Source organism: Streptomyces roseolilacinus, from assembly GCF_014649335.1.
GTDB lineage: Bacteria > Actinomycetota > Actinomycetes > Streptomycetales > Streptomycetaceae > Streptomyces > Streptomyces roseolilacinus.
In genome coordinates this window covers 363,095-381,242 of sequence record NZ_BMSV01000002.1, presented here as the reverse complement: position 1 = coordinate 381,242, position 18,148 = coordinate 363,095, and the positions used below count along the sequence as shown (strand labels likewise).

Here is an 18,148-nt window from a genome sequence, read left to right as displayed (position 1 = left end):
GTGTGTCGCGTACCGAATGGGCGCGTCAGGGCGCACGGCGGTGCCGTGCGCGGCCGCGGGTCAGCCTCCGATGGGCTCCACGGGACCGCGGCGCAGGCCCGGCCGGTCGGTCCTCACGGCCGTCTGCACGCGGTCGGCCCGGCCGCCCGGGCCGCGGGTCAGGGCGATCAGCTCGTCGACGCAGGCCAGCATGTCCTCGCCGGCGGCGGTGCGGCGCAGGCGGTGCGCGGCGCTGCCGTCGGCGAGCGCCTTCTCCGCCAGGTCCCGCACGGTCGCCCAGTCCCCGCACTCCTCCAGCTCCGGGCGCAGGCGCGCCAGCATGGTCCGTACGACGCGGGCCGCGGGGGCCGGGCGGTGGGACACCGGGTCGATCAGGTCGCCCTCCAGGCCCGAGCGCGCCGCCCGCCAGGTGGCCGCGCGCAGCCACTCGTGCCGGCCGTCGCACCGCGGTGACCCGCCGGCGGCGAGGCGCGCGGTCGCCCGCATCACCAGGGCCCGGAAGACCGCCGCGATGAGGACGACCGTCTCGGCGCTCGGGGAGGAGTCGCAGACGCGGAGCTCCAGCGTGGGCTGGTGGTCGGAGGGCCGGAGGTCGTAGTAGATCATCCCCGGGTCGGTGACCACGCCGGAGGCGATCAGGTCGCTGACCGCGGCGTCGTACGCGGCGGCGTCGGGGAAGCAGGCCGCGGGGCCGGCGGTGGGCCAGCGCTGCCACAGCATGGTGCGCCAGCTCGCGTAGCCGGTGTCGGCGCCCGCCCAGAAGGGGGAGCTGGCGGAGAGCGCCAGCAGCACGGGCGCCCAGGGCGAGATCATGCACATCATCCGGACCGCGGTGTCGCGGTCGGGGACGTCGACGTGCACGTGGGTGCCGCATATGAGCTGCTCGTCGGCGATGCGGCGGTACTCCGACACCATCTGCCGGTAGCGGCGGTCCGGTGTCACGCGGCCCGCGCCGCTGCCCGCGAACGGCACGGTGCCCGCCGCCACCACCGCCAGGCCGTTGCCCGCGGCGCTGCCGCCGAGTCGTGCCCTCGACTGGATCAGGTCGGCCCAGAGCGCGTCCATCGTGGTGTGGACGTCGCTGTTCGACTCGACGATCGACTGGAGGAGCTCCGTGGTGAAGCGCCGCTTCGGCAGTCCCTGGAGCACGTCTCCGGCCCGGGGCACCAGCATTCCGGTCTCCACTTCGAGGACATGGAACTCCTCCTCCACTCCGACAGCCAGTGTCACCGTCACTCCTCAGGCCAGTGCGCGGCTCGACCGCGCTCGCACTACACCGAATGCCCTGAAGATCGGGCAGCACGCCTGGACCATTTCATTCCACATCCCGGAATAGAGATTCCGCTGCGACCGTGTTCGGCTCCCCTGGGGGCCTGCCGCTCCCGTGGCCCGTGACGGGGCCGGGGCCGGTGGGGCGGCGGGGCGGGAAGCCCCCGGGCTCCGGCCGCGTGCCGGCGGGCACGTCCGGCGGACGGCCCCGGGCCGGGGGCGGACACGGCTCAGAAGCCGTGGTCGATCCTCTTCTCCCGCATCAGTTCCTCCAGCTCCGCGTCCGACAGCGGGTGCAGAGTGGCGAGGAGGCGCCGCAGCCCGGGTTCGCCGAGGGTCTGGCTGGTGACCTCGACCTCCGCCTCCCGGTGGCGGCGGACGAGGGTGACGGCGCGGCCGCCCCCGGGAAGGCCGCGGACCGTGCGCATCCCGCCGCGCGCGTCCACCGCGCAGGTCACGCCCTTCTCCGCGAACCGGGGGCAGCGCAGCGCCGGCGTGACCGGCCGGCGCACCGTGAGGGCCGCGTACGCGAACGTGTCCTGCCGGACGGCGCGGTACTCGACGCCGAAGGAGGCGGGTCCGACCCGGGCACGGGACACGGCCATGCCGGGCGGCGCGGTGCCCAGGTACAGCAGCTCCGGATTCTCCCGGTACCGCGCGACCTCCGCCTCGTGCCGGCGCTGCTCCGCCTGCGCCGGGCCGGTGAGGCCCCCGTGGGCCACCGCGGCCGCCAGCACCGCCAGCGCCCCCAGCCGCACCCACCGGCTCGGCACGAAGAACGCCGCGGCCACGGCGTACGGCACCCCCGTCAGCGCGATCCGGGCACCGGCGCTCCCCAGGTCCACGCCCCGGCCGTGGGCGGCCAGGCCCGCCAGGACGCCGAGCGTGCCGAGGAGGAGGACCAGGACCGCCCAGCCGAGCCGCCGCGGCACGGAGCCGCACAGCGGCACCACGGTCCGCGCCGGCGTGCCCGCCGCGGCCAGCAGGCCCACCGCCGCCGGCACGCCCAGGGCGAGGACCGGCACCGTCGCCCCGGCCCCACCGCCCCAGGCCGCCATCAGCAGCCCGAAGCCGAACGTGGGCACCGCGGCCGTCATCGTCGCCCAGACCAGGAAAAGGTGCAGGGCCGTCAGCGCCCCTCTGTCACGCGTCATACCGCGGATCCTGCCGACCGGCCTGGTGGCGCGCATGAGTTCCCGTACTCAGCGCGGGGGCCCGCCGCCCGGGCCGGGTGGCGGGGCCCGCGGGCGCGGAGGCGCGGAACGGTGCCGTCGGACCCGTTCCGCCGGCCCCTAGGGGGTCCCCGAGCGGCCGTCCCCCCGGACGGTCGGGGGGACAACTCCCTGTCGTGCCACAGCAGTCGGGGACAGGATCGACGCATGAGACCCAAGCGACCCAAGCCCCTGATGCTCCGCCTCACCGCCGCGGCCACCGCCGCGGGAGTCACCGCGCTCCTCCTCGCCCCCGCCGCGGCCGCCCGGGCACACGACCGCCCCGCCGCGCCGGGGACGATCGTGGCCGTCGAGGAGACCGGGCGCGTGAGCGCGGCGGACATCGCGAAGAACCTGCGGGACGCGGGGATCGACGCCTCGCGGGTGCGCCACGGCGCGACCTGGTACCGCGTGCTCTACCGCACCACCGACAGCGGCGGTTCGGCCACCACGGCCAGCCAGCTCGTCGTCCTGCCGCACAGCCGGGAGTCCTCCCTGCCGGTCGTCTCGTGGCTGCACGGCACCACCGTCCACCGGGGCGAGGTCGCCTCGGTGAACCCCTCCTCCACCGACCGGCGGGCGGCCCTCCTCTTCGCCTCCACGGGAAGGGCGGTGTCGGCACCGGACTACGTCGGGCTCGGGAAGGGCGAGGGGTTCCACCCCTACGGCGATCCGGCCGCCACCGTCTCCGCCACCGTGGACGCCCTGCGCGCCGCACGGGCCCTCGCCCACGGCACGGGCCGCACCCTGCGGCCGAAGGTGCAGATCAGCGGGTTCTCCCAGGGCGGCCCCGCGACGATGATGGTGGGGCGGGCCCTGCAGCGGAAGGGCGGTGACCCGTACTTCCGGCCCGGGGCGCTGGCCCCCGTGGCGGGGCCCTTCCACCTGAGCGCCTTCGAGGCCGCGGCCGCCGACGACGCGATCGCCCACTCCCCCCTCTACCTCGCGTACTTCGCCACCGCGTGGGACAGGATGTACGGCCTGTACGACTCGCCCAGGGAGGTGTTCCGCGCCCCGTACGACCAGCGGATCGAGGAGCTGTTCGACGGTCACCACACCGCGCGCGAGCTGAGGGAGGAGCTGCCCGCCACCTCGAAGGACCTCTTCACTCCCCGGTTCCTGGAGCGGATCAGGAACCCCGAGGGCGCGCTGGGGCGCAGGCTGCGCGCGCTGGACCGCACCTGCGACTGGCGGCCGGAGGTACCCGTGCACCTCTTCCACGCCACCGGGGACAGGGACGTGGTCTTCGCGCACGCGCAGCACTGCGCCGGGCAGTTGGAGGAGAACCGCGCCGATCTCCGGTTGACGGACGTGGGGAACCACGACCACAACACGACGGTGAGGCAGGCTCTTCCGCGGATCGTCGACTTCTTCGACCGGCAGGCGCCCTGAACCCCGCCCACCTGCACGGGAACCGTCGGTGGCGCTTGTTATGCTCCGCGCATCGAGGGGGTCGGCCGGCACGGTCCGGCAGGGGCGGCCCCCCGCGGCAACGGGCCGCGCCGCACCCGCACGGGGCGCCGCGCGGCCGCACCTGGGGAGGGTTCCTTGTACCGGTCACGCATGTCCCGGCTCCGGCTCGCGGCGGCGGTCGCCGTCGCCGTCACGGCGGGCGCCGTCGTCCCGGCCTCGGCCGTCACCCCGGCCGCCGCGCCGGCCGGGGTGACGACGGCCACCGGCACCGCCGAAGCGCCCGCCGGCGCACGGGAGGTCGCGGCGATCGCCCCGGACTCCGAGGTCGTCAGCGCCGGCACGACCGGCTTCCTGTCCACGGACGCCGACGGCGGCCTGTCCTGGACGCGCTACTCCGACGGCTCGTCGACCCGGATCGGCCGGGACCAGGCGCAGTTCGCCCCGACCCCCGGACACGGCGCCGTCTCCGACGTCGTGGCGACGGGCGACTCCGGCGTCCCCGTCGGGTACCGCACGGTGACGCTCCGCGACATGGCGTACGCGTCGACGCCGGAACAGGTCCACCTGGGCGCGGACCGCCGCTACGCCGGCCTGGTCGGGTCCACGATCGTGACGACGTCCGGCGACCCGGCCACCGCCCAGCGGGTCCACCTCACCACCCGGGACGCGGAGGGGCGGCGGACGGACACGACGGTGACCGGGCTGCCCTCCGGAGCCCACCGGGTGACGGTGTCCGCCGCCGAGCCCGGCAGCGTCCTGCTGCAGTACTCCACCGGCGTCAACGGCGACCGGCTGTGGCACCTGGCCCTGGTGGACCTCGCCACGGGCGCGGTGACGGAGGACCACACGGTCGGCGCGGGCGTCGCGGAGGCGACCGCCGTGTCCGGCAGCCACGTCGTCTGGATCGACAAGCTCAACGGCTTCGGCGAGGCGGAACTGGCCGTCGCCCCGCGCGGATCCGGGAAGGTCACGCGGACGAAGCTCCCCGAGCTGCACCGCCCCCTCCTCGGGCTCGTCGGCGACTGGGCCGCGTACGGGGACGAGACCGAACTCGTCCACGGCGAGGCGGGCAACCCGTCCGTGGCGCTGCGCGCCGTACCGCTCTCGGGCGGCCCCGCCCGTGCGCTGCTCGACCACGTCACCAGCGTCACCCCGGCCCCGGACGGCGCCCTCCTCGCGATGGGCGGCACGGTGGAGAAGGACGAGGGCGTCTACCGGATCTCCCCCGGCGCCGACGGCGCGCCCGTCTCCGAACTGGTCGCGAGCACCGGTGAGCCGACCGAGGTGACCGTCCTCGGCCACAACGTGCCGGCCGTGATCGACCTCGACCGCGACGGGGGCCGGGTTCCCCTGGAGTGGCGGCTCTCCCGGCTCAACGTGGAGATGACCGTCACGCTGACCCACACCCGCACGGGCCGGAGCAGCACCGCGTACCTGTACCCGGACAACGGCGACTCGCCGGGCCCGCAGCGGGCCGGCTACACCTGGGACGGCGACCTCGGGATGGACGTGTCGGCGTACAACGGGGAGTACACCTGGCAGGTCGGCGCCCGCCCGCGCAACGGCGTCGGCCCGGTGGCGACCGCCTCGGGAACGTTCCGGGTGACGCGTGCGCCCGCCCCGCACGACTACACCGACAACGGCTCCCCCGACCTGCTCGCCCGGGACGCCGACGGGAGGCTGTGGCGGGAGGACACCCACTGGAACCACCTGAACCAGGCGGTCTTCGGTCCGCGCCGGAACCTCGTCGGCTCCGGTTGGGGCGCCTACGACCGGATCGAGGCCGCCGGTGACCTCGGCGGCTCCCCGACCGCCGACCTCGTCGCCCGCGACCGGACGGGCGTGCTCTGGCTCTACCAGGGCCGCGGCGACGGCACGTTCGCCGCGCGCGTGAAGGTCGGCGGCGGCTGGCAGGCGTACCCGCGCCTCACCGGCGGCGGCGACCTCACCGGGGACGGCCGGGCCGACCTCGTGGCGGTCGACGGCGCCGGCGTCCTGTGGCTGTACCGGGGCACGGGCAACGCGACCGCGCCGTTCGCCGCGCGCGTGAGGATCGGCACGGGCTGGCAGGCCTACGACCGGCTCACCGCGACCGGCGACATCGCCGGCACGGCGGCGGGCGACCTGGTGGCACGCGACCGGACGGGCGTGCTCTGGCTCTACCAGGGCCGCGGCGACGGCACGTTCGCCGCGCGCGTGAGGATCGGCGGCGGCTGGAACGCGTACACCCACCTCGTGGGCGCGGGCGACCTCAACCGGGACGGCCGGGCCGACGTGTACGCGTTCGGCCCCGAAGCCCGGTCGTACGCCTACTTCGCGACGGGCGGCGCCACCGCCCCGTTCCGCGCCGGGGTGCCGCTCGCCACGCTCCACGAGGCCTGGCAGACCTACGACCACGTGGGCTGACGCCGCGGCGGCCGGCGGGGGCGCGTCCCCGGCGGCCCGTCCGGGGGCCCGCCCCGCGCGCACGGCCCGGCGGTGACCGGCCCCCTCGGCGGCGGCCACCGGGCCGGGGCGCGGCCGGCGGCCCGTGGAGGGTGATCCGGCCCTCGGGGGCCGCCCCGGGAGCCGAAGCCGGGCGCCGCCGCGGCGCCGTCTCCCGCGGCCGCCCGCCGGCCCGTCCCACCTGGTCCGATCGCGTCGACCGGGTGGTGCGCCGCGCCGGCCCCGGCGCCGTACGCGACCCGCTTCGCCGCCCTCCCCCCTCCCCCGCCGCCGTCCCGCCGCAGCGCCCGGACCTGGGCCTGCGCCGGTCCCGGACGGTCCCGGGCCGCGCGGGGCGGGGTGCGGGCGGGGTGCGGGGCGGCGCGGGAGGCGGGGCGGATACCGGCCTTCCGGCGGTGTGCCGTCTGTCCCGCCACCGCGCGGGCCGTCACACTCGTGGCGTGCGGGTGGTGATGATGACAGCGGGGTCGCGGGGCGACGTGGCCCCCTACACGGGTCTGGGTGCCGGTCTCGTACGGGGCGGGCACGAGGTGACGCTCGCCGCGCACGCGGTGTTCGAGCCGCTCGTGGCCGGTTCGGGGGTGCGGTTCCACGCGCTGCCGGTCGACCCGCGCGCCGAACTGCACTCCGAGCGCGGCCGGCGGCTGCACGACAGCAGGACCGGGATCGGCAAGATGCTGCGGCTGGCGTCCATGGCCAGGGCGGCGGCCGACGACATGACCGGGTCCCTGGTGGAGGCGGCCCGGCAGGGCGACGTCCTGCTCGTCGGCGGCGCGCTGGGGCCGCTCGGGTACGCCCTGGCCGAGGGCCTGTCGCTGCCCAGCGTGGGCCTCCACCTCCAGCCGCTGCACGCGTCCCGGGAGTTCCCGGCGCCGGTGCTCGGGGTGCGGTCGATGGGCCCGGTGGGCAACCGGCTGAGCGGGCTGCTCCTCACCGCCGTCGCCGACCGGATGCTCACCGGTTCCGTACGGGATCTGGAGCGGCGGCACGGGCTGCGGGTGCCCGACGACGCGGTGGCCCGCCGGACCCGCGAGCACCGGAGGTGGCCCGTCCTGCACGGGTTCAGCGAACTGGTGGTGCCCCGCCCGCGGGACTGGCGTGCCGGGCTGGACGTCGCCGGGTACTGGTGGCCGCACGAGACCGGGCGGCTCCCCGGGGAGCTGGAGGCGTTCCTCGACGCCGGGCCCGCCCCGGTGTTCGTGGGGCTGGGCAGCGCCACCGTGCCGGACCCCGAGCGCGTCAGCCGGCGGATCGTGGACGCGCTGCGCGCGGCCGGGCTGCGCGGCGTCGTCCAGCAGGGCTGGGCGGGTCTCGCCGCCGAGGGCGACGACATGCTGACCATCGGCGAGGTGCCGCACGCGCTGCTCTTCCCCCGGGTGGCCGCCGTCGTCCACCACGCGGGGGCGGGCACCACCGCGGCCGTACTGCGGGCGGGGGTGCCCACCGTGCCGGTGCCCGTGCAGTTCGACGCGTTCTTCTGGGCCTCCCGGCTCACCGCGCTGGGCGTCGCGCCCGGGGCCGTGCCGCTGCGCCGCCTCACCTCCGACGCGCTCGCCCGCGCCCTCCGCCGGGCGGTGGTCGACGACTCCCACCGCGCCCGCGCCCGGGCGCTGGCCGCCCGCCTCGCCGAGGAGGACGGCGTCGCGCCCGTCCTCACGGCCCTCGACCGGCTCGCGCGCTGAACACGGGTCCGGGGACGTCCTCGGACCGCACGGGGCCGCTCAGGCGGTGAGCGCCGCCGGACCCTCCTGGGCCGGGTCGTCCGCGCACGCCGACGCCAGCTCGTCCAGGGAGATGTCGAGGGCGGCCGCGAGGGCGGCCACGGTGAAGAACGCCGGGGTCGGCGCCCTCCCGGTCTCGATCTTGCGCAGCGTCTCGACCGAGACGCCCGCCACCGCCGCGACGTCCACCATGCTGCGCTCGCCGCGTGCCTGCCGGAGCAGCGCGCCGAACCGCTCGCCGCGCTGCCGTTCCCGCGGGGTCAAAGGAGTCCTCACCATGCCTGCGATACTAATACCGGTATAAGAATTGGACGCGTGGGCGGGTGGGGAGTCGCAGGACGGGGGGAGATCAAGACCGGCACGGCGCTGGAAGCGATGCGGGAGGCGGGACGGGTGGTGGCGCGGGCCCTCGCCGCCGCCCGGGAGGCGGCGGCGGTCGGGGTGCCCCCGAGCGAACCGGACGAGGTGGCCCGCGCGGTCCCGGCCGGCGCCGGGGTCCGCCCCGGGCGCCGGCCGGCCCGGCCGTACGCCCGACCGTGCGACGCGGCCGGCCGGCCTCCGGGGCGGGCACCGCCGAACGTCCGCCATGCGGACCGCTGTTGACACGTCCGCCGCGTCCCGTGATGCTCTGGCCCCATGCAGGCTTCCGGTGACCCGACCGTCACCCTCGTGGAGCGCCGCCACGTCGACCTCGTCCGGGTGGCGAGCGCGATCTGTCGCCGCGCCTGAGCGTGTGTGACGCGGTGCCGGCCTGACCGTCCGGCACGGCCACCCGCCGTCGACGCCGCGGCCCCCGTCACCGGAGGGCCGACGTGCCGCAGTCCGCCGGCTCCGCTCCCCCTCCCTCCCCACGGTCTCTTCCTCCCGGGCCGGCCCCTGCCGGCCCGGCGCGGCGCCGCGCGGCCCGCGCCGGGCCGGCGCCCGGTGCCGCCCGGGCACGCCCTCGCGACCTCCCTGGAGACCCCGTGACGTCCCCGTACGACCGTCCCGTCCGCTCCGCCCCGCCCTTGTCCCGCCGCTCCTTCGGTGCCGCGGCCGTCCCCGCCGCGGCGGCGACCGCCGTCGGACTGCCGGCCGGGCAGGCCCGCGCCCGGACGCCGGCGACGCGGCGGGAGCGGCCCTTCCGGGCCGCCCCGGACCGGCGTTCGCCGCGCCCCGACATCCTGTTCGTCCTCGGCGACGACCTCGGCTGGGCCGACCTGTCGTCGTACGGCTCGCCGCACATCAGGACACCGCACCTGGACCGGCTGGCGCGCGGAGGGGTGCGGTTCACCCAGGCGTACTCCGGTTCGGCGACCTGCTCGCCCACCCGGTTCAGCCTCTACACCGGCCGCTACCCGGGGCGCACCGAGGGCGGCCTCGCCGAACCGATCGCGGACAGGTCGGTCGGCCTGGAGCCCACCCACCCCACGCTCGCCTCCCTGCTGCGGCAGGCCGGCTACCGCACCGCGCTGATCGGCAAGTGGCACTGCGGCCACCTGCCCGACTACAGCCCCGTCCGGTCGGGCTGGGAGGAGTTCTTCGGCAACTTCGGGGGCGCCCTGGAGTACTACTCCAAACTCGGACTGGGCGGCGAGTACGACCTGTACGAGGGCGACGCCCCGTACAAGGACCTGCGGTACTACACCCGGATCCTCACCGAGAGGGCCGTGGAGTACGTGCAACGGGAGCACGACCGGCCCTGGCTGCTCAACCTCAACTTCACGACGCCGCACTGGCCGTGGATCGCCGACGGCGACACCGAGGCGAGCGCGGAGATCGTCCGCCGCGTCCGGGCGGGCGAGCCGGGCGCGCTGTGGCACCGGGACGGCGGTTCGGTCGGGAAGTACGCGCAGATGGTGGAGGACCTCGACCGCTCCGTCGGCCGTGTCCTCGCCGCGCTCAGGCGCTCCGGGCGGGAGCGGGACACCCTCGTCGTCTTCGCCAGCGACAACGGCGGGGAGCGCTTCTCCTACAACTGGCCGCTGAGCGGCAACAAGGGCTCCCTCCTGGAGGGCGGGATCCGGGTGCCGACGATCCTGCGCTGGCCGGCCCGCGTCGACGGCGGCCAGGTCAGCCACGAGCCGGTCTTCTCACCGGACTGGACGGCCACGCTCCTGGAGGTCGCGGGCGCCCGGCCGGACCCGGCCCACCCCCTCGACGGCACCAGCCTCGCCGGCTACCTGCTGCGCGGTGAACGGCTGCCCGAGCGCCCCTTGTTCTGGCGGGTGCGCGGGGAGCGGGCGCTGCGGCTGGGCGACTGGAAGTACCACCGGGGCCAGGACGGCCGGGAGCGCCTCTTCCACCTCGCCTCGGACCAGCGGGAGCAGGCCGACAGGGCGGCGGCGCGGCCGGCGCTCCTGGCCGACCTGCGGGCCCGGTGGGAGCGGATCGACGCCGGGTTGCTGCCGTACCCGGCCGGCGGCCGCTGAGCGGACGGCCCGTCGGGGCCCGCCGCCGCGGGCTGCCCCCGCGGCGGCGGGCCGGGGCCGGTCACCGGACCGGGCGGCTCAGCGCCCGGCCCGTCCGGCCTCCTCGGCTCCGGTCCCGGCCCCGGTCCCGGCGCGTGGCTGCGGCAGGCCCCGCCGGGGGGCGTGGGTGTGGCAGTACGTGTCGCGGACGGCGCGGTAGCCGGGCGTGCGCACGGCGCCCAGCAGCCGCGCCCACTGCGCGGCGTTCGCCTCGATCCGCCGCGCGACGCGGTCGCGGGCCTCCTCGTCGGGGGCCTCGGCGAGCTGCCGGGCGTGTTCCCACGCCTGCTCGCGCCACATGCGGAACAACCGGGCGGCGGTGTGGCCCGCGACGGGGTTCCAGCGGTCGTCGGCCAGCGCGACGAGCGGGTCGTAGCGGCGGGCGACGTCCTGGACCGCGGGCCCGTAGGCGCGGTCCAGGACCTCCTGGAAGCGGTCGTAGTCGGGCTTGCGCGCACCGCCGTCGGGGCGGGTGAGCCCCAGCGCGGCGATCACGTGGGGCAGGTCCCGCTGGATGTGCGCGTTCGCCCCGAGGAGCACGTCCTGACCGGCGTTGACGTCGGCCGTGCGCGCCGCGTCGAACGCGGCGCGCCACGCCGGCGGGACGGGTCGGCCCGCCCGGTCGGCCTCGTAGGCGTCGAGGTAGAGGGCGAGGAAGCCGGTGTTGAGGTGGCCCGCGAGCCAGGACGGTTCCTCGAAGTGCCCGCCGTCGGCGACCGCCGTCTCCAACGAGCGCTGGAGGTGCACGTAGATCGCCGGGAAGGGCGCGCGGTGGTCGCAGCGCAGTTCGTCGCGGACGGCTTCCAGGGTGCGGCGCGCCTCCTGTACGCACTCCAGGACCGGGCCCTGGCAGCCCGGGTGCCCGGGCCGGGCGGGCGGCCCTGCGGAGGCGGGGGCCGCGCCGCCGGTCAGGGCGATGACGCCCGCCGTCGCGACGGCGACGATCGTACGGATTCCGCGTGCCCGACGGGCCATGGACCGCCCCTCCCTGCTCTCCCCGGTGGTCTCGCTGCTGGAACGAGACGGAGGGAGGGCCGGTTACGGCCGCGGGGCGGCACGGGCCGAGGGGCGGGAGCGGGTGGTGGTCTGTCAGCCGCGGCGCGGCAGCAGGGCCTGTGCGATGACGACCTCGGAGGGGGCCAGTGCCCGCCCGCCGTCCTCGACGTCCCACAGGGCGTTCTGCAGCAGGCGGCCCAGGGTCCAGCCGGCCGCGCGCCCGCGGTCCAGGCCGAGGGCGTCGGTCAGCAGGTCGAAGCGCCGGCGTACCGCGCGCTGCGGGTCACCGGCCGCGGCCATCCTGTCCCAGCGGCTGTCGAGGGCGGGCCAGAGGTCGAACCCCGGGTCGCCGGCCAGCGGTTCGGGGTCGATGGCGAGCCACGGTTCGCGGTCGGCCGCCAGGACGTTGCCGTAGTGCAGGTCCCAGTGCAGCAGCCGGTCGCCGGGCTCGCCGGCCAGCTCCGCCACCGACGACGCCCAGACCCGCAGCAGGCGCCGGTCGGCCGCGGTGGCGAGGGCCTTCTCGGCGGCGGGAACCCGGTCCAGCATGTCGGCGGCGACGTCGCCGAGGCCGCGGAGCCCGGGCGGCGCGGGAACGGAGACCAGACGCGCCAGGAGCCCGCCGAGGATCTCCAGGGCGGTGTCGTCGTCCTCGACGGACTCCAGGGTGCGGGAGTGGTCCAGCCGCTCCAGGAGGTGGGCGCCGGTGGCGGGATCGTGGCCGAGCAGGCGGACCGCGCCGTCGCCGTTCCAGACGCGCAGGCCGGTCAGCGCCGCGGCGGTCTCCTCCTTGGGCATCTGGAACCTCAGCACGGCCCGCGTCCCGTCGCCCCGCAGGACCACGGGCAGCACGAGGGACGCCTCACCGGCCAGGGCCCCGCCGTCCGGCCGTGCGTCCCAGTGGCGGAGGGCTTCCGCGACCAGGCCGGGCAGCGCGGCGATCCAGGCCCGCTCCGCCTCGCCGCCCCCGGTATACGACGCGACCAGCGCGTCCGGGACGCGGACGGCTCCGGGTGTGCTCATACGGTGACTCCCCCCGCCGGCGTGGTCCCGGCTCCCGCGACCTGACCGGCGGCGTCCGGCGGCCCCACTCCCCCTTCCTACCACCGCGGGCCGGGGCGGCCCGGGCCGGGGGACACCCACCGGCCCCGGCGTCGCGGCCCGCGCGGTCAGTCGCCCGGGGTCCCGCCCGGCGGCCGGTCCGCCGCCTCCTCCTCCGCGGGGGTCACCGGGTGGACCCCGGGACGGCCGGCGGGGTACGCGAGCGGCGTGGGGGAAAGGTTGGTGCTCTCCTCCCCCGCCTCCAGCAGGGTGTCCGCGGCACCCACGATCAGGGGGTCCGGTTCGCCCAGGACCTCCTCGTCCTTCCGGTCGTAGTCGAAGCGCCACAGCAGGCTGCGCATCGCCTCCAGGCGGCCGCGCCGCTTGTCGTTGTTCTTGACGACCGTCCACGGCGCGTGGGGCGTGTCGGTGGCGCGGAACATCTCGACCTTGGCGGTGGTGTAGTCGTCCCACCGGTCCAGCGACTCCAGGTCCACGGGCGAGAGCTTCCACTGCCGCACCGGGTCCACCTGCCGGATCGCGAACCGCGTCCGCTGCTCGGCCCGGGAGACGGAGAACCAGAACTTCACGAGGAGGATGCCGTCGTCGACGAGCATCCGCTCGAAGACCGGGCACTGCTTCAGGAACAGGTGGTACTGCTCATCGGTGCAGAAGCCCATGACGCGTTCGACACCGGCCCGGTTGTACCAGGACCGGTCGAAGAAGACGATCTCACCGGCCGCCGGCAGGTGCGCCACGTACCGCTGGAAGTACCACTGGGTGGCCTCCTTCTCGGTGGGTTTGTCCAGCGCGACCACACGGGCGCCCCGGGGGTTGAGCCGCTCCATGAACCGCTGGATGGTCCCGCCCTTGCCGGCCGCGTCACGCCCCTCGCAGAGGATCACCACGCGCTGCCCGGTGTCCTTCACCCACCGCTGGAGCTTCAGCATCTCTATCTGCAGCACGCGCTTGCGCCGCTCGTAGGTGCCGCGCCGGATCTTCGCCCCGTACGGGTAGTTCTCCCGCCAGGTCTCGATGGCCGCGCCGGACCTGTCCAGCAGGATGGGCTGTTCCGGCCTGCTGCTGTCGACGGTCAGCCCGTCGAGCAGCTCTTTCGACCGCTCCTGGTCTTCCTCGCTGTCGTTCACACTTCCCACCTTCCCCGGATCCCCTCCGTCTCTCCACAGAAGATGCCGGTGACCGGAACCGGAGGCCCCGGCCGTTTCCCGTGGCCCGTACCGGCCTCTCGGCGGCCCGGCCGGGAACGGGTTCCCCCCGTCCTCGGAAGGTCACGCCCGTGCGCGCGGCCGGGCGGGGGCGACCCGTCGGTCCGGTGCTCCGTGGTCGACCGGGCGGGGCGCGGCGGGTGGCCGGGCGGGGGGGGGCGGCGGTGGCGGCAGGCCGCTTCCCGGGTCCCGCGGGAAGCAGGTGGGTGCGGTGGTGGCCGCGGGGAGTCCTCGCGCGGAGGCGGACGGGCGGGGGCGTGGTGAGCGCCTCGTCCCGGGTGTCCTCACGGGCGTCGTCCGGCGGGGTCTCCCGCCGTCGCCCTCCGGCGTACGGGTCGGGGGAGGCGCGGCCGTGCGTCGTGGCTGCCGGACGCTCCACGGGCGTGCCGGTGTCCTCGGCGGCTCGTCGTCTCCAGGGGGCCGTGCCCCGGGACGCTGACGGCGGCCGCGGGCGTCGTCCGCCGCTCGTGCCGGTGGGTGGGCCGCGTGCCCGGGAGGGCCTGCGGGCCCTCCCCGGAAGGCCGCGGCCGTGCATGGGGGTGGCGCCACTCCCTGCGGGGTGGCACCGGCTGCCTAGTGGGCTGCCTGCGGACGGTAGTGCTGGCCGCCGAGCGGGGCCTGCGGGTTCATGGCGATGAGCCGTCCGAGGTCCCGCTGTATGCGTTCGGCCTCACCGCGCACCACCTGCGGGACGTCACCTCTCTCCGCGACCAGTCGGCTGTATATCGGGGTCTCCTGGAACACAGGCTGACTCTGCTTTCTGTAGCGCCTCTACTGCTGTCACGGGCGGGTCCGCCCATGACATGTCTCACGGCAGCTTAGAGGGAAGCAGTGACAGCGGGTCACGGAAGGAGAGGTAACGCACACCGCCCGGCTCCCGGACCGTCGGCGGGGCCCCGCGGGAACCGTCCGTGCCCGGTCGGAACGGGGGCGTCCCCGCGCGGTGGCCGACGCGGTGCGCGGCGGCCGGTGGAGGCGCCACCGCGCCGCCGCGTCCCGGCCCGGGACGCCGGGGCCCCGCCGAGCCGCTACGACGCCTCCCCGCGGCGGCCCAGGGCCTTCGCGCGGGTGTGGGCCCACCCCGCGCCCACGGCGCCGGCGACCGTGAGGGCGACGTACACGGCCGACACCACGCCGAAGCCGCCCGGCAGCCACCCGAGCAGCCCCAGGTCGTCGTGGTCGACGAGGAGCCGGATGAGCCCCTGGCCGAAGACCACCAGCACGATCATGGCGAGGACCTGCAGGACGTCGTACTTCATGTGCTGCCCTTCCGAGAGAAGTTACGTTACGAACGTATCAATCGAAGAGGCGTTTTTCGTGCCCCCGGCGGCCTGAATCGGCTTTTACGTCACACTATTTCTCGCAGTACAGTGAGGGCGTGCGTGACGAAAGAAGAGGTTCCTGCCCGGTGTGCGGTACGCCCGTGCCCCACCCGGGGCGGGGCCGCCCGCCCGTCTACTGCTCCCGGAGCTGCCAGGCCAGGGCGTACCGCCGGCGCAAGCGGCCGCTGCCCTCCCCCGACCCGCCGGGCCCCCCGGACGCGGCCCCCGCGCCGGGGCCGGTGGGCACCCGGGCGCGCCGGAGGCTCGGGATCGCGGAGGCGGTGTGGCGCATCGCCGCGCGGCAGGGCCTGGAGGCGGCGAGCATGCGCGCCGTCGCGGCCGAGGCCGGGGTGTCGCTGCGGGTGGTCCAGTACCACTTCGACAGCAAGCACGCGCTCCTGGTCGACGCGCTGCGCCTGCTGCACGAGGAGAACGAGCGGCTGGCCAGGGAGCGGATCCGGTACGACATGACCGATCCCCGCGGACTGCTGCGGGCGCTGCTGGAGGAGTTCCTGCCGCTGGACGACCAACGCGCCTTCGCCCTGCGGGTGTTCGCGGCGTACTACGCCCGCAGTCTGACCGACCCGGAGCTGGCGGCGGTCTTCCTGTCGGCCGAACAGCCGCTGGAGCGGCTGGTCGCCGACATCATCGCGGCGGGTGGGGCCCCGGGAGCCGCGGCGCCGGGGCTCGACCACCGGCACGAGGCGGACATGCTGGTGGCCGGGGCCACGGGGCTGGGCGTGGACGTCCTGCACGGGCGCCGCTCACTGGCGGAGGTACGGGCGGTACTGGACTACCACGTGGACCGCGTCTTCCGCGCGGGCACGGCTTCGCGGCCCGGCGGAGGCTGAACACGGGCCGGGCGGCGGCGACATGGGGCGAGCGGCGTACCCGCGCTACACGGCGGCGGCCAGGGCGGCCAGGAAGGCGTTCCGGTCGTGCGTGGCGATGGACAGCTCCTCGCCGCCCCGCGTGGTGAGGACCACGACCCCCATCCCCATGGGGACACCCCAACCGCCGCCGACCAGGCGGGGCGCGCCCCGGTCCGCCGCGCGCAGCCCGGGCACGGGCGCGTCGACGGTCTGGGCGGAGGTCGCGTAGCGGGCCACCGTGCCCGGGGCCGGCTCCTGCAGCGCGGCGTGGACGGAGGCGGGGTCGATGTCGGCGAGCGCGAGCCGTTCACGGCCGACGCGCAGGACGCCCTGGCCCGGGTCGATGGTGATGCGGTGGTAGACGGCCTTCGAGATCGGTACGGCGACGCAGGGCAGGAGGACCAGGAGGAAGGCGGCGGAGACGATCAGCCACAGCCCCGTGTCCTCGGGAACCGCGTCGATGCCCAACTTCACGACCAGGGCGAGGTAGACGCAGACGCAGACGATCGTCCAGGTCTTGGGGAGTCGTTCTCGGTACACGTGACGCCTTCCGGGCTCGACGGGAACGGACCTTGTCCGCGGGCACGAAGGCGACCCTATGCGCAGGGCGGACGGCACCGCACCGGAGGGCCCGCGTTCCGCGCCGGCGCCCCGCCGCGCGTCCGGCTCCCGGTCTACCGGGGGGCCGCGGCGGCCCGCCGGCGCGGGTCGACCGGGGTGAGGACTCCTCCCGTGCGCTCCTCGATCTTCCGGGCGGCGTCCAGGCACAGGTCCTCCCGGAACGCGCGCCCGACGACCTGCACGCCGAGGGGCAGGCCGTCGGCCAGTCCGGTGGGAACGGCCACCGCCGGCACACCGACGAAGCTGGTCACCGTGCACAGGCGCATGCCCGCGGTGACGCGCTCGTGTCCCGCCCGGTCCCGCGACTCCAGCCCCGGTGCGACGGGGGGTTCGGTGAAGACCGGGCCGAGCAGCAGCGGGTACCGGTCGAGGAACTCGGCCCAGGAGCGGCGGATGCCCAGCCAGGTGCCCATCAGCCGGACGAGTTCGGCGGCGGTCGCCGGGCGCGTCCTCTCCATGGCCATCCCGATGTAGCGGTCTCCCCCGTCGCCGAGCAGCCCCCGCACCGCCGGCCAGGTGGGGGCGAACTCGGTCATGGTGATCCGGCCGTACACCTCGACCGCCTCGTCCAGCCTGGGCACGTCCGCCACCTCCCGTACGTCGTGTCCCGCGTCCCGCAGGGCGTCGGCCGCGGTCTCGACGGCCTCGCGGACCGCGGGGTGGACGCCGTGGCCGCCCGGGTCGGCGACGACCGCGACCGCCGCCGGTCCGGGCAGCGGCTCCCCGTAGGCGGGTACGGGCACGGCCCGCGGGTCGCGGGGGTCGGTGCCGGCCAGCGCCTCGTACGCCAGGCGCAGGTCGGCGACGGTACGGGCGAGCGGGCCGTCGGTCACCAGCATCTGGGAGGCCGGCCCGGGATCGTCCGGTCCGAGGACCCGGTGGTCGGCGGGGAACCGCCCGGCGGTCGGCTTCAACCCGGCGACGCCACAGAAGGAGGCCGGGATCCGCACCGAGCCGCCGGAGTCGTTGCCCAACCCGAGCGCGGCCATGCCGGTGGCGACGGCCACCCCGTCCCCGCCGCTCGTGCCGCCCGGGGTCCGGCCCGGGTCCCACGGGTTGACGGTGTCGCCGAACAGTTCGCTGCGCGTGTGCATCCCGGCCAGGACCAGGGTGGGCATGTTGCTGTGGCCGATCGGTATCGCGCCGGCCGCGCGCAGCCGCGCCACCGGGGGCGCGTCGGCGGACGCCACCAGGTCGCGGAACCGCTCGACCCCGAACGTGGTGGGCACCCCTTCGATCGGCGTGGACTCCTTCACGGTGAAGGGCACGCCCGCCAGGGGGCCCGGATCGCGCCCCGCCGCCCTGTCCCGGTCCGTCCGCGCCGCGGCCTCGCGGGCGCGCGCGGCCAGGAGCTGCGTGACCGCGTTGACCCGCGGGTTGACCTCGGCGATGCGCTCCAGGTGACTGTCGACCAGTTCGACGGCCGACACGTCGCCGCCACGGACCGCCGCGGCCTGTGCCGAAGCCGTCATCCTCCACAGGGCGTCGTTCACCGCCCCTCCTCCCCGACCACGTTCCGATGCGCTTGCATCGCAACAGTACCCTGGAACCGATACGAGCG

16 protein-coding genes and 1 pseudogene are annotated in these 18,148 nt (G+C 76.3%); 7 read left to right on the top strand and 10 right to left on the bottom strand.

From position 1 onward, the window contains the following. Positions 1-60 precede the first annotated feature (60 nt). Complete coding sequence (locus tag IE106_RS05880) at positions 61-1,230, bottom strand: carboxylate-amine ligase (protein ID WP_189530512.1); 1,170 nt, start codon at positions 1,228-1,230, stop codon at positions 61-63. 269 nt (positions 1,231-1,499) lie between these two features. Next, complete coding sequence (locus IE106_RS05875; protein ID WP_189530509.1) at positions 1,500-2,423, bottom strand: hypothetical protein; 924 nt, start codon at positions 2,421-2,423, stop codon at positions 1,500-1,502. Between the two features lie 225 nt (positions 2,424-2,648). Between IE106_RS05875 and IE106_RS05870 the strand changes: the two genes are divergently transcribed. From IE106_RS05870 to IE106_RS05860, 3 genes are all read left to right on the top strand, one after another. Next, the gene (locus IE106_RS05870; RefSeq protein ID WP_229840077.1) at positions 2,649-3,872 is read left to right on the top strand and encodes a lipase family protein; all 1,224 of its coding nucleotides are present in this window, start codon (positions 2,649-2,651) and stop codon (positions 3,870-3,872) included. Positions 3,873-4,043: 171 nt separating this feature from the next. After that, positions 4,044-6,299 carry an FG-GAP-like repeat-containing protein gene (locus IE106_RS05865; protein WP_189530507.1) on the top strand — a complete coding sequence of 752 codons (2,256 nt, stop codon included), beginning with the start codon at positions 4,044-4,046 and terminating at the stop codon, positions 6,297-6,299. A gap of 479 nt (positions 6,300-6,778) precedes the next feature. Next, complete coding sequence (locus tag IE106_RS05860; RefSeq protein ID WP_229840076.1) at positions 6,779-8,020, top strand: glycosyltransferase; 1,242 nt, start codon at positions 6,779-6,781, stop codon at positions 8,018-8,020. 39 nt (positions 8,021-8,059) lie between these two features. Here the strand turns inward: IE106_RS05860 and IE106_RS05855 are convergent, their stop codons facing one another. Further along, a complete protein-coding gene (locus IE106_RS05855; RefSeq protein ID WP_189530506.1) occupies positions 8,060-8,338 on the bottom strand; it encodes a helix-turn-helix domain-containing protein in 279 nt (92 codons plus the stop codon). 96 nt (positions 8,339-8,434) lie between these two features. Between IE106_RS05855 and IE106_RS30155 the strand changes: the two are divergent. The 3 genes and pseudogenes from IE106_RS30155 to IE106_RS05850 form a co-directional block, all read left to right on the top strand. Continuing rightward, positions 8,435-8,554, top strand: a pseudogene (locus IE106_RS30155) (type I methionyl aminopeptidase); the annotation flags it as partial. Positions 8,555-8,695: 141 nt separating this feature from the next. Continuing rightward, entirely contained in the window at positions 8,696-8,788 is a 93-nt protein-coding gene (locus tag IE106_RS30920) for a putative leader peptide (protein WP_373295908.1), read from the top strand. A gap of 236 nt (positions 8,789-9,024) precedes the next feature. Next, complete coding sequence (locus IE106_RS05850) at positions 9,025-10,470, top strand: sulfatase-like hydrolase/transferase (protein ID WP_189530504.1); 1,446 nt, start codon at positions 9,025-9,027, stop codon at positions 10,468-10,470. 78 nt (positions 10,471-10,548) lie between these two features. On the opposite strand, the gene IE106_RS05845 is transcribed toward IE106_RS05850, so the two are convergent. The 5 genes from IE106_RS05845 to IE106_RS05825 form a co-directional block, all read right to left on the bottom strand. Then, positions 10,549-11,484 (bottom strand): DUF5995 family protein, encoded by a 936-nt coding sequence (locus tag IE106_RS05845; RefSeq protein WP_189530502.1) that lies wholly within the window; start codon positions 11,482-11,484, stop codon positions 10,549-10,551. A gap of 114 nt (positions 11,485-11,598) precedes the next feature. Next, complete coding sequence (locus IE106_RS05840; RefSeq protein ID WP_189530500.1) at positions 11,599-12,528, bottom strand: aminoglycoside phosphotransferase family protein; 930 nt, start codon at positions 12,526-12,528, stop codon at positions 11,599-11,601. A 146-nt stretch (positions 12,529-12,674) separates the two neighbouring features. Then, positions 12,675-13,694, bottom strand: a complete 1,020-nt coding sequence (gene ppk2, locus IE106_RS05835; protein ID WP_189530498.1) for a polyphosphate kinase 2 — start codon at positions 13,692-13,694, stop codon at positions 12,675-12,677. 651 nt (positions 13,695-14,345) lie between these two features. Further along, on the bottom strand, positions 14,346-14,516 hold the full coding sequence (locus tag IE106_RS05830) for a hypothetical protein (RefSeq protein ID WP_189530496.1): 171 nt from the start codon (positions 14,514-14,516) through the stop codon (positions 14,346-14,348). 284 nt (positions 14,517-14,800) lie between these two features. Next, positions 14,801-15,031: a hypothetical protein gene (locus IE106_RS05825; RefSeq protein ID WP_189530495.1), complete on the bottom strand. Its 231-nt coding sequence runs from the start codon at positions 15,029-15,031 to the stop codon at positions 14,801-14,803. Positions 15,032-15,150: 119 nt separating this feature from the next. Between IE106_RS05825 and IE106_RS05820 the strand changes: the two genes are divergently transcribed. Beyond that, a complete protein-coding gene (locus tag IE106_RS05820; RefSeq protein WP_229840075.1) occupies positions 15,151-15,945 on the top strand; it encodes a TetR/AcrR family transcriptional regulator in 795 nt (264 codons plus the stop codon). A gap of 45 nt (positions 15,946-15,990) precedes the next feature. Here the strand turns inward: IE106_RS05820 and IE106_RS05815 are convergent, their stop codons facing one another. Next, positions 15,991-16,506, bottom strand: coding sequence for a hypothetical protein (locus IE106_RS05815; protein WP_189530494.1), 516 nt, complete (start codon positions 16,504-16,506; stop codon positions 15,991-15,993). 134 nt (positions 16,507-16,640) lie between these two features. After that, positions 16,641-18,080, bottom strand: a complete 1,440-nt coding sequence (locus IE106_RS05810; RefSeq protein ID WP_229840074.1) for an amidase — start codon at positions 18,078-18,080, stop codon at positions 16,641-16,643. Positions 18,081-18,148 lie beyond the last annotated feature (68 nt).

Bases quoted from the DNA above. Each gene is read 5' to 3' on its own strand.
- IE106_RS05845 (WP_189530502.1), bottom strand. From the start codon at position 11,484: ATGGCCCGTCGGGCACGCGGAATCCGTACGATCGTCGCCGTCGCGACG.
- IE106_RS05865 (WP_189530507.1), top strand. From the start codon at position 4,044: ATGTCCCGGCTCCGGCTCGCGGCGGCGGTCGCCGTCGCCGTCACGGCG.
- IE106_RS05870 (WP_229840077.1), top strand. From the start codon at position 2,649: ATGAGACCCAAGCGACCCAAGCCCCTGATGCTCCGCCTCACCGCCGCG.
- IE106_RS30920 (WP_373295908.1), top strand. From the start codon at position 8,696: ATGCAGGCTTCCGGTGACCCGACCGTCACCCTCGTGGAGCGCCGCCAC.
- IE106_RS05875 (WP_189530509.1), bottom strand. From the start codon at position 2,423: ATGACGCGTGACAGAGGGGCGCTGACGGCCCTGCACCTTTTCCTGGTC.
- IE106_RS05840 (WP_189530500.1), bottom strand. From the start codon at position 12,528: ATGAGCACACCCGGAGCCGTCCGCGTCCCGGACGCGCTGGTCGCGTCG.
- IE106_RS05825 (WP_189530495.1), bottom strand. From the start codon at position 15,031: ATGAAGTACGACGTCCTGCAGGTCCTCGCCATGATCGTGCTGGTGGTC.
- IE106_RS05855 (WP_189530506.1), bottom strand. From the start codon at position 8,338: ATGGTGAGGACTCCTTTGACCCCGCGGGAACGGCAGCGCGGCGAGCGG.